Origin of the sequence: Porphyromonas sp. COT-290 OH860 (assembly GCF_000768935.1) — a bacterium.
Classification (GTDB): Bacteria; Bacteroidota; Bacteroidia; order Bacteroidales; family Porphyromonadaceae; genus Porphyromonas.
Map to the genome: position 1 here is coordinate 86,414 of NZ_JRAR01000001.1, position 23,949 is coordinate 110,362.

The following is a 23,949-nucleotide window of genomic DNA, read 5'->3' on the forward strand; positions in this document are numbered from 1 at the left end:
AACTATTTATCAAAAGAAATTCGATGAAAAAGAAACATATAGTAGTTGGGATCGCATTAGCCTCTTTGGGGCTAGTGCTTCCCGCCTGCGGATCAAGAGAACTTGACAACTACCCTTGGAATGCTCCTCGTGAGAAGCATCAGGGGCAGAATAAAGAGATTGACGATACGGGTGGTGCAGGTGCAGAAGATCCCGTAGCTCTTGCCAAGGAGATGAAGGGTGGTATGAACCATGTGATTACCTGTCAGGAGCACAATTATCAGTATCAGCGTGCGAACCATATCGATGTGTATGCAGGCTACTGGACGGTAACGCAGAATAAGTTCCTCTTCGGAGGTGCTCTGCCTACCACCTATACGTTCCCCAATGACTATCTGATGGGGGCGATGAGTACACCCTCTGCCCTCTATCCTGCTATCCGCAATGCTTACTTCCATGGTGAGCGTCTAGGGGTGCCACACTTCAAGGCGATCGCGATGATCCTCTTCGACTTCACGGCTCAGGAGCTTACAGATATCTTTGGCCCATTGGCCTTCGACGATATGAGAGCAGTGAAGCGCTTCCCCCCTCGCACCTATATTTCACAGCAGGCGGTCTACAAGCGTATTTTCGACGAGCTAGACGAGGCTTCTAAGATTCTTAGAGAAACGCAGCCTTCGTCCGACGAGCTAGCCAAGATCGAGGGTCCACGTGGTGGTATCTCTCGTGGCGACTGGCGCAACTGGGTTAAGTTCGCCAACTCAATCCGCTTGCGTATGGCTATGAATATCGTTAAGGTTGATCCTACACAGGCTCGTCAGCAGGCGGAGAAGGCTATGAGCGATGATATAGGTGTGTTTACCGACAAGGATGCTTACGACTTCACGCAGGATCGTAACTTCTGCGACTGGGTGGGCGATAATCCCATCTGGAAGATTTCTGTGGGTTGGGACGACCTGCGTCTAGGTGGATCTATGGAGAATATCATGAAGCGTCTAGACAATCCGCTCATCGGAGTCTGGTTCACTAAGCATGGTAATATCCTCAATGCCAACAATCAGTCTACGGGTTACACATTCGAGGACGAGGGCTATATCGGCGTTCGTCAGGGTATCCCCATGATCAATAAGAGCGATAAACTCCACGGCTATGGCCCCTATTCGGCTGCTAGCTCCAATATGCAGAATATGCCATTGCCTTGGATTAAGCGTACGGAGATGCTCTTCATTATGGCGGAGGCTGCTCTGCGTGGCTGGAATACTCCCGGTGGCGCTACTGCACAGGAGTGGTATGAGCGAGGCATTAAGCTCTCTTTTACCGAGAATGGCCTCACCGAAGATGATGCAGCCAAGTACATGGAGCGTACAGAGCCTAAGGATATCGACTATGTAGATCCATACGCAGGCAAGGCTCACGACCTCAAGGGCCGTGTGATGGTAGGTGTAGCTTGGAATGAAGCCGATACCGACGAGATCAAGCTAGAGAAGATCATTACCCAGAAGTATATGGCTGTCTTCCCTTGCTCGGCTCCTACTTGGACGACTTTCCGCCGTACGGGCTACCCACGTCTATTCCCAGTGTACATCAACAACTGGAGGGGTGTAGATGGCGAGCTACAGCTCCGCCGTATCCCATACGTAGAGAACCCCAACAACGCAGAGGAACTCAAGACACTACCTGCGCTACTAGGTGGCCCTAATGAAGGATCCACACGCCTATGGTGGGACGTGCCAACGGAAACGATCACGGATATTCCCGGAGATGACCTCGCCAAGAGCAAGCGCCGAGAACCTAAGAACTTTTAATCTCTAGGCTCTACTCTATTGCCTAGTCCCAATGCTTCTGGGCAATAGGGTAGGGTTGATATGAATGACATTATTATAACCAATAGGAAATGAAACGAAATCTCAATAAATGGGTGGCAGGTCTTTCTGGTCTTGTGCTGGCTTCGTCCTTGTTTAGCTGTAAGGACAAGCAGACCTTGGCTGGGGTAGGCAACGACTACTACATAACCATCACGCCATCTGCTCCCAAGCTAAGAGCAGAGCTCGATACCATCGCCATGACTTGTGCTGTGCGCAATGTCGATGGAGAGGACATCAAGGATGCTGTGGTGAGTTGGTCTTCGGAAGATGAGAAGATTGTTAAGGTTATAGAGGGAAATAAGATTGTTGCCGTCAAGGGTGGCGAAGGCAAAGAGGTAGCGATACGTGCTAGCCTACAGAACGGGCGCTATGCCAAGGTAACAGCTACGGTGACCAAGAAGGCTAACGCCAGTGGCATTACTTTCTTCCTCAACGAGATTACTCCAGTCAAGAAGTATTTCTATATGCCTGCTGGCGAGAAAAGGGATCTCTTGTTGGCGGTGACGCCTGCTGCACTCATTGCAGAGGAGGAGATTGAGTGGTCTTCGCAGGACGATGTGTTCAAGGTAACCAAAAAGGTGCTAGACCCAGAGAAGGACAGTGACATCATCAAGGATCTCCCACAGGGGGCTGCTTGGTACGTTGTAGAGGCTAAGCCCGTTCCTCTAGGTGTCTACACGCTCAACGTCAAGCTAGCAGGCAAAACGCAGAGCCTATCCGTCAAGCTAGGCCCAACGCTTAAGGCGGCTGTAGTTAATAAGGAGATTCAGCCACAGCTCGGTCTTGACCCAAGCTTCAAGTCGTTTGAGAAGTCTGAGGCTATTGATATCCTAACGAAGCATCAGGTAGAGGTCTATGCCGATGTTACGCCCAACACTCAGGAAGCTCTAGACCAGATTAAGGGCGATGTCGTTTGGGAGGTATCAGGTGGCGGCGGTATCATCGAGCAGACCGATAGCTCTATTGACCCAAGTGGTAAGTTCAAGTTTGTGGCTCATGTGGCTAGCGGTTCTACTGAGGGCAACTTCAAGGTAAGTTGCACTCTGCAGGAAGCTACAGTCGGGGTTATCTTCTCTGTACTCAACTTCAAGACGATACCATTTGAGGGCATTTCGTTTGCTCCATCTGTGATCACGGGCTTCTCTGTGGGTGAGCACCTGCCTATCCGTCTACTCGTGATTCCTCGTAGCTCTACGGCAGTGATTCTCGGCGAGCTCGATTTAGAGAAGGACGTTACTTACTCTACACCCGGTATTGTGGAGCTACAGGGCAACGATGGTGTCTTCTCTCTCAGAGCTCTAGCTACGGGTACTACAGATATGACCATTACGCTACGAGGCAAGAGCTTTACACTCAAGAATATCACTACGCTTGCCTCTCCTAAGTCGCTGAGCATCGACAACTCAACGCCCAACGTCTTGATGGTAGGCGACGAGGTAGACTGGAGAGCTAAGCTCCTAATGGAGGGAGCTGATAAGCCAGACTGGACTAAGGTGCACTGGTCTATCGACAAGAATGTACCTCTAGAGTTTGTAACCAAGAACCCAGTAGGAGAGGTTGTACGTCTCAAGGCTCTTGATTTGCCAAGCAATGAGCCTGTCAAGGTAGAGGTAAGGGCTCAGTATGGTAAGTCCGACCGCATGGATAAGCGTGAGATGACCATCGTGCCAGTACAGCCTAGCGCTACACTCAGCAATGAGATGTACGAGACCAAGCAGAGTGGTATCCGCTACTCGGGTGGTCTGTACGACATAGTGCTCAAGGCCAAGGACGCACAGCAGAGTATCCCTGCCAACTTCAGAGTCAAGGTTGCTGGCTCCGACAAGTTTGAAGAAGGTGTTTACACTGTGGGTAATGGTACCGAGATCTCTGTTCGCTGGAGCATTGGTGGAGGTCTCATTAAGGAGGCCGAGTCTGGTAGTATTAGCATCGAGAAGGACGGATCTAAGTACAAGATTGTCGTTAATGACCTGACGCTCGATGTGGCTGGGAAGAAGATTAAATTCACAGGAACTGTAACAGGTCTTGCTCGAGGTAAGTAAAAACCTAGAGCCACCAGAGCTTCGATAAAGGCTCTGGTGGCTCTAGCTGATAATGATAATTAAAGTTTCATTCACAAATAATTAGTTTTATGAAGACAAAGACAAGTCTCTGCCTGGCGGCAGTGCTACTCTCTTCGACTTCTCTACTCGCACAGCTTCCAACGAAGTATGTCAAGTGGACAGGAGAAGGAGAACGTTTTGGTAATGTCTATCGCGATTGGTCTCCGGGTAAGCCTCTGTATCCTGGGGCAGCGGAGGACGAGAACTTCTTTATCTCCCGTATTAAGTTCCGTCCTCGTTTTACCAATCAAGCTACTCAGGTAGACAAGTCCCTTACTCAGGATAAGGACAAGAATGTCCTGAACTGGGTTCCTATTGGGACTTCTAACGATGGTAATACGAATGCTTTGCCCTCAGCTGTTTTCGATAGTGATGTGTTTTCCACATGGAGCTATCTGACGCATTATGGTAACTGGACAGCTCCGCTGGTGCGCATGCCTGGAGCTTTTATGGACGCTGCTCATAAGAATGGCGTAGGTACATCGGTTCTATCATCTATCCCCTTTGGCGATAATATAAATCCTGGCTCAGGGCATGGGCTCGACCTCTCTGGAATGTACGAAGGAGGAGCTGATAAGTTTCTAGCTCTCCTCAAGCAATACGGTATTGGTGGCTGGGGAATGAACTCTGAGTTTAATGGTACTCCTGCATTTGCTAATAGCCTTCAAGACTTCATGGCCGATGTTTATGACCGTGCTATTACCAAACAACAGTGGCCTCAGTATGCTGCTATCTGGTATACGTTGGTTAATAATAATGGACGATTGCAGTTCGCTGATGGATTGAGAGATTACAATCTACATTGGTTCCAGAAGAATAATCGTCCTGTATCGAACTACGTGTTCGGTAACTACAACTGGGATGCAGGACAGCTGTCGGCGAATGAAACTCTCGCAAAGAATAATGGCCGAGATGTAAGAGATGTTTATGCGGGTATGAATCTCCAAGGAGCTGAAGGCCGTCGCTGGAATCTACTTAAGACCTCAGGCACATCTATTGGTCTTTGGGGAGCTCACAACCGCAATATGTTCTTCGAGAGCCGTAATGAGATGGGGTCTGCTCCAGAGATCATGCAACGTACATACCTAGGGCGTACCGAAAGTTTCTTTGGCAATGGCAGTCGTAACCCCGCCATCAAGCTACGTGTGCAGGATAAACTGGGTATTTCTTTAGGTTTCCTAAAAGACTTCCACGGGATTAGTGCTTTTGCCACTGCTAAGAGTGCCCTCAAGTGGGATCTTGACCAGATGCCATTCTTCACATTCTTCAACCTTGGTAATGGTCGCTTCTACAACATCGAGGGTAAAACAGTACGTAATGCAGAGTGGTACAATCTGGGGATGCAAGATTATCTCCCTACTTGGCGCTACTGGTTCTCTAAAAAGTATCTTGGTTCAGCAGACACAGATGTTCAAGGTTTAGGTCTATCTGCGACCTTTACTTGGGATGATGCATGGTTTGGTGGCTCTAGCTTCCAAATTAAGGGTACTGCAGCAAGCGAGTATCTCCACCTCTTCAAAACTGAGTTTGCACTCAAGAGTGGTGACAAGATTCGTCTGCGCTATAAGTTCAGATCAGGATCTGCTGACCTTACTCTTGTAGCTTCGGCTAAGGATAAAGAGCAAACAGAAGTTTCTGCAGGTGTTGTTACGGCATCAGACGTTGATCTTGATGAGTGGGTTACCACTGAGATTGAGGTTGGAACAGGTTTCTCAGACCTCGATCTAGTTGATCAGACTATGGCTGCTGTCGCACTCAAATTTGAGAATGCTAAGGATATGGAGCTTCTCATCGGTGAGTTCTCTATTCTGAGAGGTGAGGTTAAGAAGCCTGCTACTCCTATCATCACGGAGAAATATACGAAGGCTTACAATTACTCCTACAAGGGTATCGATGGTAAAATCATCTTTAACATGCCTGAGCCCGCCAATCATAAGAAGAACGAAGTCGTGTACAACGAAGATGTTAAGACAGCCTTCTTCAAACTATACAGCCAGCAGGAGGGCGAAAAGGAACACTTCATTGGAACAACGACTTCGTGGGCTGGTCTTTATTTCTCTGCTCCATTCGACGTTGCTAAGACCAAGAAGATTCGCTTCGGGGTATCTGCTGTTGGCCTAGATGGTGTTACCGAGGGGGAAATCGCTTGGAGCGAATACAAGGCTGTTGGTACTCAGGAGATAAGTGAAACGATTGTTATCGACAAGCCTGTAATCAAGCCAGAACAGGACTTCACTGTCCAGTTTGAGGATCCAACGCACGCCGATGCCACTTGGGAAATTCTTGATGACAAGAAGCAGGTTATCCAGAGCTTCCCTGCCTCAAAGAAGTTTACTCATAAGTTGCCCAAGGCAGGTATTTACTCACTCAAATATACAGTTGGGGGTGAAACCAAGGAACTCTTCGGCTTCATTCAGGTGTCCGATTTGAGTAAGGGAGCCGTGCCAAGCATCAAGACTTTAACCTTCAATGGTAGTGATGCTAAGAATGTGAAGAGTGAGCAGGCCAAGGTTAATGAGCTTGCCTATACGGGTAATAGCGCCAATGGAGCTGTATCTAGGGGGATTAGCTTGTCAGAGAAGCCATACTCGATCCCCTCTAAGGAGGTTGGTTTGACTCAGCCTGGTCAAACTTGGTCTTTGGCTATGTGGGTGAAGTTCAATTCGTTTAGCGGTTATACTCAGTTGCTCAATGTGCGTGACGTACAGTACCACCAGTGGCCTCAGAATAACTGGGGTGCAGTGTGGTCTGGCTACCAGCCCAAGCAGAAGATCTACGAGATTAGCCGTCGCAAACATTATCCCAATGGCTCTCCAGAGCACAAGCAGAGATTCCGTGTAGACTTCCCAATCGGAGCTTGGACACATTTGGTTTATGTCTTCGAGAAGAAGGGCGACTTGACCGCTCTCCGTCTCTATGTAAACGGTAAGCGAGCAGAAGCGATTGACTATACGAAGAACGGAGTTACAAAGACAGGCCTTGATGAAGAAGGATTCAATGTGACAGACTACAGTGACAAATCGTTCGTCTATTTCGGTGGTACGGCTGCTGGTCGCGCAGGTGTAGATGGCGTGATTGATGATGTTAAGCTCTATGATAGCGCTCTGACAGATGAGCAGGTAGCTCAGGAAATGTATGAGGCTAAGCTCACAGGCAATATCGTAGGTTACTGGGACTTCGAGAGCGAGATGGATTCTGACCATAAGTTTACGTCTAAGATCTCTAAGCTCACAGATAAGCCTCACTCTTGGACTGCAATCTTCACAGCTGACCCCAATGGTGCAGAAGGACGCTCTATTCCATCCAGCATCCCATCTTCTTTCGAGGCAGGCTCTCCATATCTGCCAGGTGAGCTCTTCAAGGTAGAAACTACAGCTAAGTGGACTTTCCCACGCGGTGCCGTTACCGAAGCTACTGGTAACGATGTAGCTGGTAGCGCTAAGGTTACTTATGCCAAGAAGGGAGTTTTCTCTGGTAAGCTTACGCTAACTAATTCATGGGGTAGTGATAGCCGTGAGATCGACGTGATTACCATCACAGATCCCGGTAGCATCGAGACTACCGACGAAGTAAGCCTAGCTGCATTCCCCAACCCATTCGTGGAAACAGTGAATGTTCGCTTTGCTACTGCCGGCCAGTACCAGATTGCTATCTACGATCTCTCTGGTAACCTCGTAAGCCGTAAGGCTATGTACGCAGAGGCTGGTAGCATCGTTGCCGTAAACCTAGACGCACCTGCTGGAATCTACCTACTGCGTGTACAGACAGCAGAAGGTAAGCTCCTACAGACGCTTAAGCTACAGAAAAAGTAGGGTTTAACCTCAGTAGTATAAGCAGATAATGCAAAGAGTGGGCTAGACATTTCTCGAGAAGTGCTAGCCCACTCTCTTTTTTATGATTGCTAATGAACGTATACAAATCATTTAGTATGAAAAAGACAATTTTATTGAGTCTATCCATGGCTTTGGCTAGTGGCTGGGTAGTGGAAGCTCAGACGCCCACGCATCCCCAGTACGTTAAGGACATGGGGGGCTCCGAAGATTTCGCCACCCTCTACCGTAATTGGTCTTTGGGTAGCCCTCTCTCCAAGGAGCGTGTAGAGGACGAGGAGTTCTTCACGAGCCGAGTGCGCCCTCGTCGCCGCTTCGTGGAGAGTAGCACGCAGGTCAATAGTAACCTATCAACGGATCGCAAATTCATGTGGTGGGTACCTTGCGGCGTAGGTGGATGGAATGCCGTTCCCTCGTATTTCTTCAACTCCGAGGTATTCTCTACATGGAGCTATATCGACCACTGGGGCAACTGGACCGCTCCCTATCTACGTATGCCGGGAGCATTCGCCGACGTAGCACACAAAAACGGTGTATCTATTACCGCAACATCTTCTCCTGCTTTCGGTGCCCACATAACGAGCAACAATGGAGCAGGCCTACAGTATCATACAGTTGTAAAAGGTGGAGTAGATAAATATCTGCAGTACCTTAAGTACTACGGCCTCGATGGAGCCGGCTACAACTCCGAGTTTCGTATGGACTGGAGGCTAGCTATGGAGATGTCTTCATTTTTGGCCAATGTGGGTAAGAAAGCCGCCGAGCAAGGCTTCTTCAATTACTCCAACGACTGGTACTCCCTCACTGCAAGTTCGGGTAACTTCTCAAGCAACTGGGACGACTTGGCTAGCGAGGACACTGGTTGGTTTCACAAAGATGGTGGTGTGGTGTCGAACCATTACTTCCTCAACTATAACTGGTACGATACCCACCTCAATACCAGTAAGGCTACAGCAGAGGGGCTAGGACGTAGCTCATACGATGTCTATGCTGGTATCAATATGCAGGCTGGTAGCGGCGTACGCTGGGAACTGCTGTCACGCCACCCGATCTCTATCGGGGTTTGGGGGGCACACAGATCCAATATGCTCTTTGAGAACCGTGGAGGCGGTGGCTCAAACCCCCTAAGCCAGCAGGAGGAGTATCAGCTGGCTAGCGAATACTTCTTCACTGGTGGCAAGCACAACCCTATTAGCCACTTCGACTATGGTCGTACTATCCCCTCTGGCTCTCAAGCTGCATCTAGCTTTTTCGGCATCTCTAAGCTAATCTCTGCCCGCAGTACTCTGCACGGCAATCTAGGGCAAGAACCATTTGTAACGTACTTCAACCTCGGTAACGGACGCTACTTCAACCTCAAGGGCGAGCAAGCCTTTGCTGGTGAGTGGTACAATATCGGTATGCAGGACTTCATGCCTACATGGCGCTGGTGGTTCTCCACCCAGTTCATGGGGCGCACCGAGGCTACTATCCCTCAAGAGAGTATGAAAGCCCGCTTCACTTGGGCAGATGCTTGGTTTGGTGGTTCTTGTCTAGAGATCTCTGGAGGCTCTGGCAAGGAGCAGTATCTCCAGCTCTTCAAGACCAAGTATGAGCTCAAGGCTGGCGATAAGCTAACAGTGCGCTATAAGGTGCTCAGAGGTACTGGCTCTATTGCATGGGCCAACGCAGCTCAAGGCAAGGCCGACGAATACTCGGCTACGATCCTAGATAGCGAAGAGAAGCCCCAGTATGGAGAGTGGATTGAGAAAACGGTTGAGGTTGGCTCGGGCTTTACAGATCTAAATATGTCTGATGCAACGCTTGCACTCATCGGGTTGAAGTTTACAGATACTTCTGCCGACTTCGCCGTGCGCCTTGGGGAGATTTCGCTTACTCGTGATAGCTACAAAACTCCTAAGGCTCCCCAGATCGTGCTGCACAAGGTGCTGGACAATAACTATAAGGGGCACGACTTCAAGCTCGTCTACAAAATGGCCGAGCCTAAGGCAGACAAGACTATTATCTACAATGACGAGGTCAATACTTGGTTCTACAAGATCTATGCTCAGCAAGAAGGGGAGTCCGAGGCTTTCTGTACGGCTACCACTTCTTGGGCTGCTTATGTCGTGGGCGCTAAGCTCAACATCGAGGGTAAGCGCCGTGTGCGCTATGGCGTTTCGGCTGTTTCTCTAGACGGCAAGACCGAGAGCCCAATCACATGGACTGACTATGTAGACCTCTCCGAGGCCAAGGTTGTAGGTACGGTAAGTGCCGACAGAACGACTGTTAATATCGGTGAGCCTGTGCGTATCAGCTTCGATGACCCCACTCACCCCTCAGCTAAGTCTTGGACAGTCAAGCAGGACGGCAAGGTCATCAAGCAGGTAAGCAATAGTAAATCTGTGGAGTTCTCTGCAAGTGCAGTAGGACTATGCGATGTGGAGTATACACTACAGAATGGACAGACGGAGGTTCTCCCAGCCTATATATCTGTAGTGCCCGAGGCCGCAGGTACTACTCCACGTATTAATAGTCTCACTGCTAACGGCAAGAATACAGCTATCGAAGTACGCCCCGATGAAGCCGTGACTATGGCCTACACCGCCAAGAAGAGCGATGGTGCTGTGTCGCGAGCTTTGCGCATCCAAGACAAGAGCTTCTCGATCAAGAGAATCTACGAGACGCTAGGCATTCGTCTTGGTAACTCTCGTGCTACGAATGCAGAGGGTGGTATGACAGTTTCCTTCTGGCTACGTCCACACAAGACGGTCTATGCCCCCGGAGAAGATGGCGTCCGTTTGGTTGAGATTGCAGAGCCTCATGCTCCATGGCCAATGAGTGAGTGGAGCTACTTTTGGGTAAATTACGGTGGAGGCCATACGAACAACCATAAGTCTAGACCATCCTACCAAGGCTTCAGCTGGACCAATATGTTTACAGGCTACGACAGCAATGACGCTCGCGAGAAGTTCGTCGATACTAAGCCTTACAAGATGGAGGCTGGAGGCTGGTACCACATCACCGTATCTCTTAGCTACGACCTAGCGGCTAAGATCTACATCAATGGTGTACTCCTTGATGAAACTAAGCCTTCCGATAAGCGTTCGTCCGTATATGGCTCCAACTATGACCTCAACATCAGCCGCTATGTGAAGTTTGCCTCTGCGCTTGACGGCCTGATTGATGAGGTGCGTGTCTACGATCGTGTGATCACAGAGGCAGAGGTCAAGGAAGCGATGAAGCACAGCGATAATCCCGAGAGCATCAAGGGACTCAAGGCTTACTTCGACTTTGAACAGGAGCCACAAGATGGCTACTTCATTAGCCGTGTGGGCAACAACGTCAAGGCTGAAGTACGTTCGCTTACTTGGAAGGGAGAGGGTAATGTGGTTTGGACTAAGGAGCCTAATCCGCTCTTTGGCCCCGGCACTGGTCTACTACCCGGCAATAGCTACAACGTCACGACTAAGGCCGTTTGGAGCGCTCCTAAGGGCAAACTAGCCGACATCAAGAGCTCCGAGGCTGGCGGTACAGCACTGGTTTCTTGGTCTAGAGAGGGTGCCTATCCTGTAACGCTTACCCTGCAGAATGCGTGGGGTGAGGATACTAAGACCTTCAATGTGGTCAATGTAGTCAAGAAGAATGTAGCAGTTGAGCAGACAGAGATGATTGACCTAACGGTATATCCCAATCCTTTTGTCGAAGATGTGCGCATTCGCTTTGCCGAGGCTGGTCGCTACGATATAGCTCTATATGATCTGGCTGGTCGTCAGATCTCTCGTAGCGAGGCGCATGTGGATACTGCTATGCTGCATACGCTACATGTAGATGCACCTGCTGGTATCTATCTACTCAAGATTTCTCAGGCTGGGCGTGTGGTTACGACGCTCAAGTTGCAGAAGAAGTAGGCTGAGCTAAGCCTAGAATAATCCAAGAGGGGCTGTGCCAAGATTTGATTTTGGCGCAGCCCTTCTAGCATATGCTAGGGTCTAAAGAGTATTAAGAGCGGCTATGTATGCTGGCGGGACTAAAAAGGCGGTGTGTCATAGTGCACAAACTGCTGTGTTGCTTGCGATATTCTGAGATATCTCAAAAGGGGCTGCGCCAAAAATGAATTTTGACACAGCCCCTTTTTGTAGCGAGAGGGGGACTTGAACCCCCGACCTTCGGATTATGAATCCGACGCTCTAACCAGCTGAGCTATCTCGCCATCTGAGTACCTGAGGTACTCCCGAAATCGATGCAAAGGTAATACTTTTTCTGAAACTAACAAGTCTTCGTGTGCCTTGCACTCGATTTTGTTGTCTAGACACCAACTAAGCCGACCATCGTAGCCTCATGTATTGTGTGAGGCTTGGAGGTTTTGAGGTCCATACCTGCTCGTTTAGTTGCTTTTTTGTTAAGGTCTGTAAATGGATTGTGCTTAAAATTGGTGGAATGGCTGGCTAGTTTATAAAGAGTAGTGGAGCTGCTGAAGAAAATTGATGGGAAGAGTTATTCGGATCCTAGGGCTAATCCTCGGAGATGTGTCCACCGTTTGCCCAAGATTGGAGGGAAGAAAAGCCTCAAAGTCTGCCCAAGGTTTATCGAATTGCCCTTTTGTTTGATGTATGTATTTGGTTTTCATTTGTTTGTTGATCTCCTGTTTAACGGCGCTATTTCCGTCTGTCTGAGGCTAGGTACGGCAAGAGGGGAGCGCTCAATCTAGAGTCTGCTAGGGGGCAAATACGGGGTGTGGGTAATCTACCCCTTGTTGGTCGATGGTTTCGAGTACGATGCCGAGAGAGGGGTCAAGAATATAAACTCAACCATGCTATTTGTTTATTTCTGTAAATCCTTCATGAGATCGTCTAGATTAAGCAAAGACGGCGGAGATCTAGATCTGAGCCCGTAAATTGTCCTTTTGCTTGCTCATTACCACAGACCTTCATAACTTAGGGGGCTGTGGCAAGATATGAGGTTGTCCCCAGCATGAGAGCCAATTGAATTTATGATTATACAGATACTACTAGTGGCACTGCTTGGCGGTGCTGTACTGGCGATATTCGCCTTGGAGCGTCGGCGTGCTCGTGTGCAGAGCGAGCTCGACCAAAGTAAACTAATTGCCGAGCAAGGGCAGCGTGACCTTGCCCATGCCGAGCAGAGGCTGCAAGCCCTAGAGGGAGATCTGCGCAGCACGGAGGAGCTGCTGGCACATGCTCGCCGAGAGGAGATAGCACTCAATACAACCGCTGCCGAGCTGCGTACACGCCTCGAGCTGGCAGAGCATCAGCTAGGAGAGGCACAGGCACAGAAGCAGGTCTTGGGCGAGGAGCTCAAGGGGCAGTTTCGTCAGCTCGCCTCGGATATCCTCCAAGAGCGAAGCTCGGCACTCGACCAGCGCAACGAGGAGGCACTCAAGCCTCTACGAGAGGACCTCAAGCGCTTCGGTGAGCAGGTACAGAAGACCTATACAGAGGAGGCACGTGAGCGCTTCTCGCTAGAGCGTGTGATCAAGGAGCTTATGGAGCGCAGCCAGCAGGTTAGCCAAGAGGCCAATCAGCTGACCAAGGCTCTGAGGGGCGATGCCAAGGTACAAGGGGATTGGGGCGAGATGATACTGGACAATATCCTAGAGATGAGCGGTCTGCGCTCTGGGGAGGAGTACTTCACCCAGCAGGAAGTGCGTGACGAGGAGGGCAACCGTTTGCGCCCGGACGTGGTAGTCAAGTACCCCAATGGTGGGTTTATGGTCATTGATAGTAAGGTTAGCCTCACGGCCTATACTGTATATGTAACAGCCGAAGACGATCTAGAGCGTGAGGCAGCAGCCCTCAGACACCTAGAGAGTGTTCGTAGGCATATCGACGAGCTCTCGAGGAAGTCATATAGCGACTTGATCGAGGGAGCACCAGACTTCGTCCTGCTCTTCATACCCAATGAGCCTGCCTACAACTTGGCGATGCAGCTCAATCCACAACTCTGGATGGATGCCTACCGCAAGCGCATTGTCTTGATCAATGGCACCAACCTAATCGCAGCCCTGCGCATGGCACAGGATATGTGGCAGCGAGATCGACAGATTAGCAATGTGGAGAACATCGTCCAAGAGGCAGGCAAGCTATACGACAAATTCGTTTCCTATACCGAGACGCTACTCGAGGCGGAGAAGAAGATGCAAGCAGCCTCGGCCTCGCTGAGCAAGGCGCGCAATCAGCTTACCGATGGTAGAGGCAACCTCGTGGGGCGCCTACAGAAGCTAAGCAAGATGGGCGTCAGGGGCAAGAAGTCACTACCAGCAGAGCTCGAGCCAGACGAGAGCGAGGAGTAGGGAAGTATGGGCAAAAGAATAGGGTGCTACCAGCGGCTGTCGCTTGGTAGCACCCTATCTCGTAGGTGGTGTCACCTAGTGGCGTAGATCCTTGAGCGCCTTTTGTAGCTCTTGTCTGGCTAGGAAGATGCGGCTCTTGACCGTTCCTAGAGGAATGTTTAGAACCTCTGCAATCTCGTTGTACTTGTAGCCAGAGAGGAACATGGAGAATGGCTCCTTGAGTACTGGGCTCAGTGCCGCAATAGCCTTCGTAATCTCCTTGATATCCATAGAGCCCTCGGGTGTATTCTCTCCGCCCTCGCTCAGTAGAGGCACATTGTAGGCATCAACATTGTAGTCGATGACGCTCTGCGAGCGCACGAGTTTGTGGTAGTTGTTGATGAATATGTTGCGCATAATGGTCAGCACCCAGCCTTTGAAATTGACATTGTCTACGAACTTATGCTGGTTTTTGAGCACCTTGAGGGTTGTATCCTGCATCAAGTCCTCTGCGTCCGCTTCGTCAGCGGTGAGAGAGCGAGCAAAACTCTTCATATAGTCTTGCATACCGAGCAGGTTCTTTTGGAATTGTGCCGATGTCATATCTATTCTTACACCTATTTTGGATCGTGAATAATTGCTTCTTGTCAAGTAAGGTTTTCCCTCACATCTCTTTAACAAAGGTAAACAAAATAGCCGATTTGTTCGATAGATGTTGTATGTTACTCCATAGACAATGATAATTGCTGGTCATTTATAGGTATTTGGGCTGCTTTGTGGGCCTCTAGGACGTCCCAAATAGGCTAAGTGCCGAGCTCAAAATGGATTGGGCCTTGGTGGTATTTGTAGATTGCCTCAGCTTGATTAACTTTGCTCCCGATTTAGAATAGTTTGAATTATTCACTTAAACGAAACATCAAAAATTATGGGACAAGCAGATGAAATAATTTGCCATTGCCTTGGCATCACTCGTGGTCAGATCGAAGAAGCCGTTCGCGAGAAGGGTCTATCTACCTTCGACGAAGTATCCGAAGCTACTGAGGCTGGTAGCGTATGCGGTAGCTGTCAGGACGACATCGAGGAGATCATCGCCGAGATTAAGGGCTAAGCATATTGCCCAGATTGGGCATACAGCAAAAGAACGAGCTATCCTCTAGGCTTATCCTAGGTGGGTAGCTCGTTTTCTGTCTATGCGTTAGGTCAAAGTGTCGTATCTTTGTCCATAATGTCTGAGTAACAAAACTTTGTTCTATGGTGTATATATATTCGATCATCTATCGCCTTGTCCTATATCCCTATTTGCTGTGGCGTGGCCGCAAGGCGCTCAGCCATACTTGGTACAGACGTCTTAGAATGACCCTGCTCGTAGAGTTTCTATTGGCTCTACTGGGCGTGCTCATTCATCGCTATATAGAGCATTCGCTCATGAGCTTCTACATGAGCATGGGTCTCTTCATTTTTTTCTCGCTTGGCTATGCTTCTGTTTTCGCCTTGTTGATCAATGGGCTAAGGCTACTAGACGAGCGCTACCTAGGCTGGTATGCTCGACTAGGCTCTAGGATCAAGCTTTGGGCGGAGCGCTTGGTTTGGCTGCTCTCTGGTGTGATCTTCTTGGGTACGATGTACTCGGGCTATCTCAATGTGGCAGACCCAGCCACCAGATACCACCGCTTAGTGATCGACCGACTGGCCAATCCTAGCATTCCCGCAGAGCATCGCCTACGCTTGGCTCTGCTGACGGATCTACATATCGGTGAGGGGATTACTCCGGGTTATGTTGAGCAGGCTGTCGATCGTACCCTAGCCGAGAAGCCAGACCTAGTGCTCATCGGAGGCGACTACATCGATCACGACCATAAGTATGCCTACACCGAGCGGGTGATGCAGGCGATGCGTCGGCTCAACCAAGCTCCGCATGGGGTCTACTACGTGCTCGGCAACCATGAGTATCGGGTAGACACGCTCGCCAATATGCGCTGGGTGGAGCAGGTTGGTGGGACGCTGCTCGTAGACTCTGTAGCTCAGCCTGCGGGTGGACTCATAAACCTCATTGGCCGTGACGACTATGTAAACCGCTCTCGTGCAATGCTCGAGCAGCTTACCCGAGGGCTCGATACGAGCCGCCCTACGATACTCCTAGAGCATACCCCCGAGGAGCTAGATAGCCTCAAAGGCGAGAGCATTGATCTAGCGCTCTATGGTCATACCCATGGCGGACAGCTCTGGCCGATGCCTCTCTTGATTTGGCTTAAATATGGGATTGTTTCAGGTACAGAACGCATCGGGCAGACCGAGGTTTGCGTGACGAGTGGTATCGGTGCAGCAGGCGCCCCCTACCGCATCGGCACACGCAGTGAGTTGGTGATCTATGACTTATACTGGTAGAGCCTATGGCTAAGAAGTCTAAATGGTACGTCGTCTGGCAAGGACACGAGCCGGGCATCTATGACACTTGGGAGGAGTGCAAGGTGCAGACGGCAGGCTATGCCGGAGCTCGCTACAAGGGTTTCGGCTCTCGGAGCGAAGCGATGCGTGCCTACGAGGAGGGTGCCGAGAGCTATGTGCGACACAACTATCTGCGTGAGGCCGATGCGCTGAGCAGTGCGCCTCCCTCATTCCGAGCTCTGGCGGTAGATGCAGCTTGCTCGGGTAACCCCGGGGTACTCGAGTACAGAGGTGTGCTGGTCGATGAGCGTCGGGAAATCTTTCATGTAGGCCCTTTCCCCAAGGGAACGAATAATATCGGCGAGTTTCTGGCTATCGTCCATGCCCTCGCTCTACTCAAGAAGCATAACCTCTCGATGCCGATCTACTCCGATAGCGTTACGGCTATCGCTTGGGTACGCAACAAGCGCTGCAAGACCCTACTGCCACGAGATGCCCAAACCGAGCATCTCCTTGGGGTAGTGGCACGTGCCGAGCAGTGGCTCAAGGAGAATACCTATCAGACACAGATCCTCAAGTGGGATACTAGTCGCTGGGGGGAGATCCCAGCCGATTTTGGCCGTAAGTAATGTCAGGGCGCCTATTCGTATTTAACCCCGGGCACGAGGAGGCACTTCGTCTTCCTCAAGGGCAGAGCTATACACCGCCCAAAGAAATTCGGCGTATGATGCTCGACCTCTCTCCTCTAATGCGGCTATTAGCCTCTACGGACGATTATATATGGCTCCCTAGTGCCGATGGCTCTGCCCAGATAGCCACACACGAGGGCGTATTGTTAGAGGATCTATCAGTTCTCCCTCCGCTACTGCTGACCCCTTGGGCACTAGAACCTCGGTTCATTGAGCAGGTCAGACGACAGGCCACGTCGCTAGGTATTCGTCTACTCGCCCCAGAGGTTAGCTCGGGGTATCTCACTCTGTCGCATAGGCGCTCAGCCACCGATTTACTTGAGTACCTCGATAAGCACTGGGCTCGAGTTGAGGAGCTGGCGCCACGATGGATCATGCCTACGGGCGAAACAGAGAGAGCGTTGCGAGAATTATTGGAGGGTTTTAGGTTGCGTCAAGGTCTTAGGGAGGTCATTGTCAAACGTCCCTATACCTCCTCTGGGCGTGGTGTGATGGCATATGATTTACCTCTGTCTGATGAGAAAATATCAAGCCTAGTGGCCGCTTGTGCCCGGGCTGGAGGGCTAAGCGTAGAGCCTCGCCTACGTCTTGTGCAGGACTGGGCGGCGGAGTACTACTACACCGAGGGCGAGGCACGCTATATTGGGCTATCCAAATTTGCGACGACGGCCACTACAGGCGCCTATACGGGCAATGAGCTACAATCCGAGCAAGCGCTTTGGGCGGAGTTGTCGCCCATTGTGGGCGAGGCGGAGCTCGAAGCTCTGGTGCATGCGCATCAGGACTTTCTCATGGTAAGACTAGGAAGAGGCTACGAGGGATATATCGGGATTGATATGTTCGTCTATCTCGACGATGCAGGTAGACAAAAGCTCCACCCCGCAGTCGAGATCAATGTGCGCTGCACGATGGGTGTGCTTGCACTCATGGCTTATGAGCATCATCTTGCTCCGAATGGTAGTGGCACGTATCAGCTCATCTACGGCAAACCGCCTACGATGCGTCAGCTCTATCAGGAGCATTTGGCTCAGAGAGATGTGTTCGTCCCGCTCACTTTCCCAAGCGAGCAGTCCGCATTCTATGCCTATATTACTAGATCTAATACAAGGTAGACAAGTCCTATAGTCTACTTGCCTTGCCCTCTAGGGCATCTGCTAGAGCGGTGAGGGTCGCCTCGGCTGGCATGGCACTTACACTCAATCCATACGCCTGTATTGTCTGGGCGGTCACCTCACCGATAGCTGCTAGAGGCACTCTAGTCGCATAGCCCTGTAAGCCGTGTAGGTTGAGCAGAGCCATGAAGTTGTGCACGGCCGATGAGGAGCAGAAAGTAATCCAATCCAACCCTTCATCAAGCAACTCCCGAAGTTCGTCTTTCGTGTAGGGTATCGGGCGGTTGTCATAGACGTGGTATTCGCTCACTTGTAGGCCTAGGCTTGCTAGCTCGTCCCTTAGCTCTCCCGAGGCCAAGGGCGATGTGGGCAAGATGGCGTGTGTCATCTGCTGCCTCATAGGGCTGTTCTTCCATGCCTCTACAAGTCCTCTGGCACTGTAGTCGGAGCTAGGCATCAGATCGGCTTGTAGGCCATAGCGAGCAAGTTCTTTGGCTGTGGCTGGGCCTACGGCAGCGATTGTGCAGTCGCCAAAGAAGCGAATGTCTTGTCCGCGAGCCTGCAATCCCTCGATGTAGTAGCGTACGCCATTGGTCGAGGTGAAGAAGATGCAAGTATTGGAGTTTGGTTTGCGAAGAGCCTCAGGGCTGAGCCAGTCGTGGCTCGGGGTAATCTCTATCGTGGGCAGGAGCGTGGTGTCGGCTCCTCGCTCCTGCAAGATCTCCACTAGACGAGAGGCTTGTGCTTGGCTACGGGTAACGAGTATGCGCTGGCCTGCCAGCGGATAACTCGAGCGCCAAGCGTAGTCTTGGGCAAAAGTGACGACGTCGCCCACGACGAATAGCCCGGGGGTGTAGTGCTCGTAGTCCAGATAGCCCTGCACAAAGCTCGAGATCGGGGCGGTGTGTAGCTGCTCGGTGGGCAGAGTGCCACGGCTGATGATGGCAGCCTCTGTGGTTGCCCTTAGACCGCTTGCTATTAGACGCTCGGCAATGATAGGCACGACACGCATACTCATATAGAAAACCAAAGTGCCGTCAAGGCGTACTAGGGCTTCCCAATCTAGCTCGGGCACACCGCCCTCTTTGCTGAAGGCGGTAATGAGTGACACCGATCGGCTCACGCCCCGATGCGTCACGGGAATGCCACAGTAGGCAGGGGCTGCTACGCCTGCGGTTACCCCGGGTACTATTTCGTAGCTCAGGCCAGCCTCTCTAAGGGCTTGCATCTCCTCGCCCCCTCGTCCGAAGACAAAAGGATCGCCCCCCTTGAGCCGTACGACGATTCCCTTGCATCGCTGGGCTACCTCTACAAGCGTCTGGTTGATTTCCTCCTGCGTCATGGCATGCCGCCCCGCTCGTTTGCCTACATAGATGCGCTCCGTATGGCTAGGCAGATGAGATAGGATGGCTGGACCAACGAGCGCATCGTAGACGACGGCCTCGGCTTGGGCAAGCAATCTGCTAGCCTTCAGGGTCAGTAGCTCGGCATCTCCTGGGCCCGCACCCACTAAATAGACTTTACCCATGGCATGGCGTATTAAGTTGCTTCAGTTCTTCGATGATTTGTGCCAGCTGTTGCTCAGCTTCGCTTTCATCGAAGCTAAGGGCTTGCCTTAGATATTGGCTACTGTCTGCCGAGGCATAGAAGGTGCGCAAGTGATACTTTGCCCCGTTGATGTGGCACACAGCACCGAGGGGTAGGGCACATCCGCCTCCTAGTTGGGATAGGATATTCCTCTCCAGTGTAACCTCCCGTGCGGTACGAGGACAGTGAATCTTATGTAGTAGCTCTGACAGATCGGCTCTATCGGCACGCTGATGTACTGCGATCGCAGCCTGCCCGGGGGCTGGTACGATGATCTCCTCGTCAATGACCTGACTGATCTCGCCCTCTAGAGCCAAGCGCCGTAGACCAGCCACTGCCATGACGATCGCATCATATTCGCCAGATTTCATCTTAGCGATACGTGTTTCGACATTCCCTCTAATTGGGCGAAACTGTAGATCAGGGCGATGAAGCCGTAGCTGCTCTACTCGGCGGCGGCTCGAGGTGCCGACGATTGCTCCCTCGGGGAGAGTAGCTAGGGTGTATGCACCGAGCAGGGCGTCTGCTGTGATCTCTCGAGGCAGGATTGCTCCGAGGCACGTGCCTGCGACTAGCTCCACGGGGAGATCCTTGAGGCTATGCACAGCCAAATCTATCTCACCAGAGAGGAGCTCTTGTTCCAGTTCTCGGGTGAATAGCCCCTTATCCCCCGAGGCGTCTAAGGCTAGTTGTAGGAATTTATCCCCCTTGGTCTTGATGATGCGTACCTCAACCTCCAGTTCTGGAGCCACCGCATTGATTGACGAACGCACTAGCTCTGTCTGATACAGAGCCAGACGGCTACCACGTGTCCCGATGACTATTTTCTTCATCTTGTTTCCTTGTTTAATATGTGTTGGAATACTGCCCTCATCGCCTCCAGATGCTTCGTCTGCCCAGTTGGTTCTGCGATCTCTCTTAGTGCGGCTATGATCGAGGTTGCGTAGGTCGTACGCAGATGTTGGTCATATTGGCTGATGAGCGTACGTTCGCTCTCGGTCAGTGTGTTGGGTAGATTAGCGAACTCACGCTCGAGGATAGCATCGGAGCTCTGCTGAATTAGGGCAATCACTTCACGTAGCTTAGATCCCTGTGTCCACTGAACGAAGTCGGCTAGGACTTCCTCCAAAATAACCTCAGCCTCACTGATGAGCTTTGCAGTATGCTCTTGCATTTCTTCTGTGCGCAGGTCGTCTATGGTGTATAGATGAGTCAGAGGCAATGTGCCGACCTGCTCGGAGATATTGCGTGGTACGGCTAGGTCAAATAACCACTGCGCTGCTTTACGTCCATGGAGATGCTCGGGGAGGATAATCGGGTTGGAGGCTGAGGTGGCTACGAAGATTGCCTCTGCCTCTAGTAGTGCAGTGCCTAGATCTCCCTCGCAGTGGATACGTAGCTCGGGGTGACGCTCAAGGAACCTCTCGGCCCTATCCCTTGTGCGGTTGTAGATGCCGACTTGACGAGCCCCAAGATGCAGGAGATGGGCTACGATCGTTTCGGCCATCTGCCCTGCACCTACGATGAGTATAGGGGCATCAAGGATATGTTTGGCTTGTGAGAGGACGAAGTCTACAGCAGCAGATCCGGCAGAGAGAGGTGTAGCCGAAATAAGATACTGCGAGCGAATGCGCTTAGCTGCCTCGAAAGCTCGGTGAAAGAGCCGAGAGAGCAGAGGCGTACTTAGGTTCTCGGAGGTCGCTAGACGGAAGGCATCTTTGACTTGTCCTAGGATTTGCGTTTCGCCGATGACCATAGACTCGAGCCCCGAAGCGAGGCGAAAGAGGTGTCGTGCCATGGCCTCGCCCCTGAGGCTAAACATCTTGCTGTGCAAGCGTGGGCTAACCTCCAAGTTGTCAAGCAAAGACTCTATTAGACGATCGGCCGAAGCTGGGCAGTTGCTCTGGCTCTCGTAGTAAATCTCTACTCTATTGCAGGTCGAGAGCACGATTGCTCCCTCAACATAGCCTGCGGCTTTCCAGTCCTCTATGAGCATAACTGCTTCGCTAGAACTAAGGGCAAAAGCCGCCCGTTCATCTATTGACGCTGTTTTGTGGTTAATCCCGATTAACCCAATCATATCTTATCTGTGCTATTATTTGTGCTTTGAGCTGTTCGTATTCTTGTCTTGCGGCCTCTGACTCCTTCCCCGTTTGTGAGATGTAGCTCGCCCTAAGCTCAGAGAGGCGTCTAAGCTGCTCCTCTCCTAGCCTAAGGCTCTGGCTAATCTCGTCACGAATGCACTGAGCTACCTCGGGAAGACGATAGTGCGTGTGGATCGCAAGGTCTAGTCCCTGCCCCGAGTGCTGTGCGGCGAACTGAATGTTTCCGCGCGTGCTCTCGCTCAGTGTGCTGGTCAGTAGCCCTATGCTAGCGGCTCGTGTGGCGATCTCTCTATCTAGTGCCTCCTGCCCTGTGGCAGCAATGACGAGCCAGTAGGGCTCGAGTGCTACCTGCGAGTTATAGTGCCCCTGCCTCCACTCGATGCCATGAGTGGGTAGTAGCTGGGCAAGTTCTGCATCTAGCTCTGGGGCGAGCACCGTACAGTGTGCCCCATGTGCTAGGAGGGTCTGCACTTTGCGCTTAGCTCCCCGACCGCCACCGACTACCAATACCTGTTTCCCTCTGGCAGGGTGAAAGAGAGCAAGCGAATAGTCGGCATCGGTATATCCCCCAGCCGACCTTCTCTGCCCAGCTAGTTTGTCATACATCAAGAGAGGCCTATCAAGGTTGGCACGAGCGAGTAGAGCATCGTCAGCGAAAACTTCGTCTGCCGAGCCGTCGGCAATAAGCTCTCCAGAGCTCATCACGAGGATGCGGCTTGCCCATTGGTATGCCAAATTCATATCGTGAGTGGAGAGCAAGATCGTCTTGCCCGAGCGATTGAGCCGATCAAGGAGCTCCATAACCCGATGCGTATAATATCGGTCTAGGGAGGCCGTTGGCTCATCAAGGAGTATAATGTCGGGGTCTGTAGCCAGTACGGCTGCCAGACTTACCCATTTTTTTTGCCCCTCACTGAGCTTGTGCGGAGGCTGATGACGAAGCTCGTGCAGGTTGTAGCAGTCGATGATGCTCTCAACCTGTGTGGCGAGCTGCTCGCCCTGCAAGCCGATGTTTTTGAGCCCGAAAGCGATCTCGTCTTGTACAGACGGGCAAAAGAGCTGATGGTTGGCATTCTGTAGCACCAGCGCAACGCTTTGGCGAAGCTGCTTCAGCCCTCTATGATTGACCTCTATGACCTGTCCTGATAGCTCAATCTGCCCCTCCTCGCATCTGAGCAGTCCGCTAGCGATGCGCATGAGTGTCGATTTGCCAGCACCATTCGCTCCGAGTAGGGCAATGCGCTCGCCATGCTTGATCTCTAAACTAATTCCTCTGAGGGCATAGTGCTCTGGGCGATAGCAGTGGCTCAGCCCTCTAAGGGCTAAGCTGATGTCTGGAGAACTGTCCGCTGGGGTGGTAGGCTCTGAGGCTCCTTCATCGTCAAAACCACGAGAGAGTAAGCCGTCATAGATCTGCTCGGCTTGGCTGTGTGCTAGGACAAAAGTCCGCGATAGGAGTATGGATAGATGTTCCAACCGAGAACGATAGCCCCCGAGATAGCCGAGCCGGCTTACTTGAGCCAACGCAATTTGCTTCGCCGTATCTTCTAATACGTATATATATCGGTAGCTGAGCTCCAGCAACTCAACAAATAGAGTTGGCACTCCTGCTATCCTAAGATCCGATGTGAGCTGATAGATCGGATTGAGCTGTGTGAGTAGGGTCATCGCCCCAAAGGCCGTGATTGCCCTAATGCTAACTAGAGCAAATAGGTCGATACTCCCTCGGCTGATGCCCCAGCCCCAAAGTGTGTAGAGCGATTCCGCACTCGCACGCTCGATTAGTAGGGGGATAGTGCCCAACAAGATGAATAGCCAAACGATGCTTATCCGTATGACTAAACGTTTCTTGGAGTAGGGCTCTACGCCTAGAGCTGCACCATAGAGCGACATTGCCACGGGGAGCAAGAGCCATACCCAAGGCACAACGAGGGCGAATACCAAAGCTCCACAAGGGACAAGTAAGCTCGGGCGCAGTAGCGTGGCGGTCTTGGCAGGGATAGCTTGAGGCATTTTGCTGATTT

Annotated in this window: 14 protein-coding genes and 1 tRNA gene; 9 read left to right on the top strand and 6 right to left on the bottom strand. The window is 51.4% G+C overall.

Annotated features, from left to right (window positions below; genetic code table 11):
* Nucleotides 1–23 precede the first annotated feature (23 nt).
* From HQ41_RS00375 to HQ41_RS00390, 4 genes are all read left to right on the top strand, one after another.
* A complete protein-coding gene (locus tag HQ41_RS00375) occupies nucleotides 24–1,784 on the top strand; it encodes a SusD/RagB family nutrient-binding outer membrane lipoprotein (protein WP_044186379.1) in 1,761 nt (586 codons plus the stop codon).
* 89 nt (nucleotides 1,785–1,873) lie between these two features.
* On the top strand, nucleotides 1,874–3,886 hold the full coding sequence (locus HQ41_RS00380) for a hypothetical protein (RefSeq protein ID WP_044186380.1): 2,013 nt from the start codon (nucleotides 1,874–1,876) through the stop codon (nucleotides 3,884–3,886).
* A gap of 89 nt (nucleotides 3,887–3,975) precedes the next feature.
* Complete coding sequence (locus HQ41_RS00385; RefSeq protein WP_044186381.1) at nucleotides 3,976–7,758, top strand: LamG-like jellyroll fold domain-containing protein; 3,783 nt, start codon at nucleotides 3,976–3,978, stop codon at nucleotides 7,756–7,758.
* A gap of 116 nt (nucleotides 7,759–7,874) precedes the next feature.
* Nucleotides 7,875–11,666, top strand: coding sequence for a LamG-like jellyroll fold domain-containing protein (locus HQ41_RS00390; RefSeq protein ID WP_044186382.1), 3,792 nt, complete (start codon nucleotides 7,875–7,877; stop codon nucleotides 11,664–11,666).
* A gap of 228 nt (nucleotides 11,667–11,894) precedes the next feature.
* Here HQ41_RS00390 and HQ41_RS00395 read toward each other — a convergent pair.
* Nucleotides 11,895–11,968: transfer RNA gene (locus HQ41_RS00395), tRNA-Met, on the bottom strand.
* Between the two features lie 780 nt (nucleotides 11,969–12,748).
* Between HQ41_RS00395 and rmuC the strand changes: the two genes are divergently transcribed.
* The gene (gene rmuC, locus HQ41_RS00400; protein WP_044186383.1) at nucleotides 12,749–14,068 is read left to right on the top strand and encodes a DNA recombination protein RmuC; all 1,320 of its coding nucleotides are present in this window, start codon (nucleotides 12,749–12,751) and stop codon (nucleotides 14,066–14,068) included.
* A gap of 75 nt (nucleotides 14,069–14,143) precedes the next feature.
* Here rmuC and HQ41_RS00405 read toward each other — a convergent pair whose 3' ends face one another.
* Nucleotides 14,144–14,650 carry an RNA polymerase sigma factor gene (locus HQ41_RS00405; RefSeq protein WP_044186384.1) on the bottom strand — a complete coding sequence of 169 codons (507 nt, stop codon included), beginning with the start codon at nucleotides 14,648–14,650 and terminating at the stop codon, nucleotides 14,144–14,146.
* 322 nt (nucleotides 14,651–14,972) lie between these two features.
* Between HQ41_RS00405 and HQ41_RS00410 the strand changes: the two genes are divergently transcribed.
* The 4 genes from HQ41_RS00410 (at nucleotide 14,973) to HQ41_RS00425 (ending at nucleotide 18,233) form a co-directional block, all read left to right on the top strand.
* Nucleotides 14,973–15,155, top strand: a complete 183-nt coding sequence (locus HQ41_RS00410) for a (2Fe-2S)-binding protein (protein WP_044186386.1) — start codon at nucleotides 14,973–14,975, stop codon at nucleotides 15,153–15,155.
* A gap of 143 nt (nucleotides 15,156–15,298) precedes the next feature.
* Nucleotides 15,299–16,432, top strand: a complete 1,134-nt coding sequence (locus tag HQ41_RS00415) for a metallophosphoesterase (RefSeq protein WP_044186387.1) — start codon at nucleotides 15,299–15,301, stop codon at nucleotides 16,430–16,432.
* Between the two features lie 5 nt (nucleotides 16,433–16,437).
* The gene (locus tag HQ41_RS00420) at nucleotides 16,438–17,061 is read left to right on the top strand and encodes a viroplasmin family protein (protein ID WP_044186388.1); all 624 of its coding nucleotides are present in this window, start codon (nucleotides 16,438–16,440) and stop codon (nucleotides 17,059–17,061) included.
* Nucleotides 17,061–18,233: a hypothetical protein gene (locus HQ41_RS00425; RefSeq protein ID WP_044186389.1), complete on the top strand. Its 1,173-nt coding sequence runs from the start codon at nucleotides 17,061–17,063 to the stop codon at nucleotides 18,231–18,233. Before HQ41_RS00420 ends, HQ41_RS00425 begins: the two co-directional genes overlap by 1 nt.
* 7 nt (nucleotides 18,234–18,240) lie before the next feature.
* Here HQ41_RS00425 and cobA read toward each other — a convergent pair whose 3' ends face one another.
* Genes cobA through HQ41_RS09185 form a run of 4 tightly spaced genes read right to left on the bottom strand, consistent with a single transcriptional unit; the run spans nucleotide 18,241 to nucleotide 23,938 of the window.
* Nucleotides 18,241–19,761, bottom strand: a complete 1,521-nt coding sequence (gene cobA, locus HQ41_RS00430; RefSeq protein ID WP_044186391.1) for a uroporphyrinogen-III C-methyltransferase — start codon at nucleotides 19,759–19,761, stop codon at nucleotides 18,241–18,243.
* Complete coding sequence (gene hemC / locus HQ41_RS00435; RefSeq protein ID WP_044186393.1) at nucleotides 19,754–20,653, bottom strand: hydroxymethylbilane synthase; 900 nt, start codon at nucleotides 20,651–20,653, stop codon at nucleotides 19,754–19,756. The genes cobA and hemC overlap by 8 nt, the downstream gene beginning before the upstream one ends.
* A complete protein-coding gene (gene hemA, locus HQ41_RS00440; RefSeq protein ID WP_081964696.1) occupies nucleotides 20,650–21,900 on the bottom strand; it encodes a glutamyl-tRNA reductase in 1,251 nt (416 codons plus the stop codon). The genes hemC and hemA overlap by 4 nt, the downstream gene beginning before the upstream one ends.
* Nucleotides 21,878–23,938 (bottom strand): ATP-binding cassette domain-containing protein, encoded by a 2,061-nt coding sequence (locus HQ41_RS09185; protein WP_052405191.1) that lies wholly within the window; start codon nucleotides 23,936–23,938, stop codon nucleotides 21,878–21,880. Before HQ41_RS09185 ends, hemA begins: the two co-directional genes overlap by 23 nt.
* Between the last annotated feature and the right edge of the window lie 11 nt (nucleotides 23,939–23,949).

Excerpts from the sequence above, each read along its gene's own strand:
- HQ41_RS00405 (WP_044186384.1), bottom strand. The coding sequence starts at position 14,650 with ATGACATCGGCACAATTCCAAAAGAACCTGCTCGGTATGCAAGACTAT.
- HQ41_RS09185 (WP_052405191.1), bottom strand. The coding sequence starts at position 23,938 with ATGCCTCAAGCTATCCCTGCCAAGACCGCCACGCTACTGCGCCCGAGC.
- hemC (WP_044186393.1), bottom strand. The coding sequence starts at position 20,653 with ATGAAGAAAATAGTCATCGGGACACGTGGTAGCCGTCTGGCTCTGTAT.
- HQ41_RS00390 (WP_044186382.1), top strand. The coding sequence starts at position 7,875 with ATGAAAAAGACAATTTTATTGAGTCTATCCATGGCTTTGGCTAGTGGC.
- hemA (WP_081964696.1), bottom strand. The coding sequence starts at position 21,900 with ATGATTGGGTTAATCGGGATTAACCACAAAACAGCGTCAATAGATGAA.
- cobA (WP_044186391.1), bottom strand. The coding sequence starts at position 19,761 with ATGGGTAAAGTCTATTTAGTGGGTGCGGGCCCAGGAGATGCCGAGCTA.
- HQ41_RS00375 (WP_044186379.1), top strand. The coding sequence starts at position 24 with ATGAAAAAGAAACATATAGTAGTTGGGATCGCATTAGCCTCTTTGGGG.
- HQ41_RS00385 (WP_044186381.1), top strand. The coding sequence starts at position 3,976 with ATGAAGACAAAGACAAGTCTCTGCCTGGCGGCAGTGCTACTCTCTTCG.
- HQ41_RS00425 (WP_044186389.1), top strand. The coding sequence starts at position 17,061 with ATGTCAGGGCGCCTATTCGTATTTAACCCCGGGCACGAGGAGGCACTT.
- HQ41_RS00380 (WP_044186380.1), top strand. The coding sequence starts at position 1,874 with ATGAAACGAAATCTCAATAAATGGGTGGCAGGTCTTTCTGGTCTTGTG.
- HQ41_RS00420 (WP_044186388.1), top strand. The coding sequence starts at position 16,438 with ATGGCTAAGAAGTCTAAATGGTACGTCGTCTGGCAAGGACACGAGCCG.
- HQ41_RS00410 (WP_044186386.1), top strand. The coding sequence starts at position 14,973 with ATGGGACAAGCAGATGAAATAATTTGCCATTGCCTTGGCATCACTCGT.
- rmuC (WP_044186383.1), top strand. The coding sequence starts at position 12,749 with ATGATTATACAGATACTACTAGTGGCACTGCTTGGCGGTGCTGTACTG.
- HQ41_RS00415 (WP_044186387.1), top strand. The coding sequence starts at position 15,299 with ATGGTGTATATATATTCGATCATCTATCGCCTTGTCCTATATCCCTAT.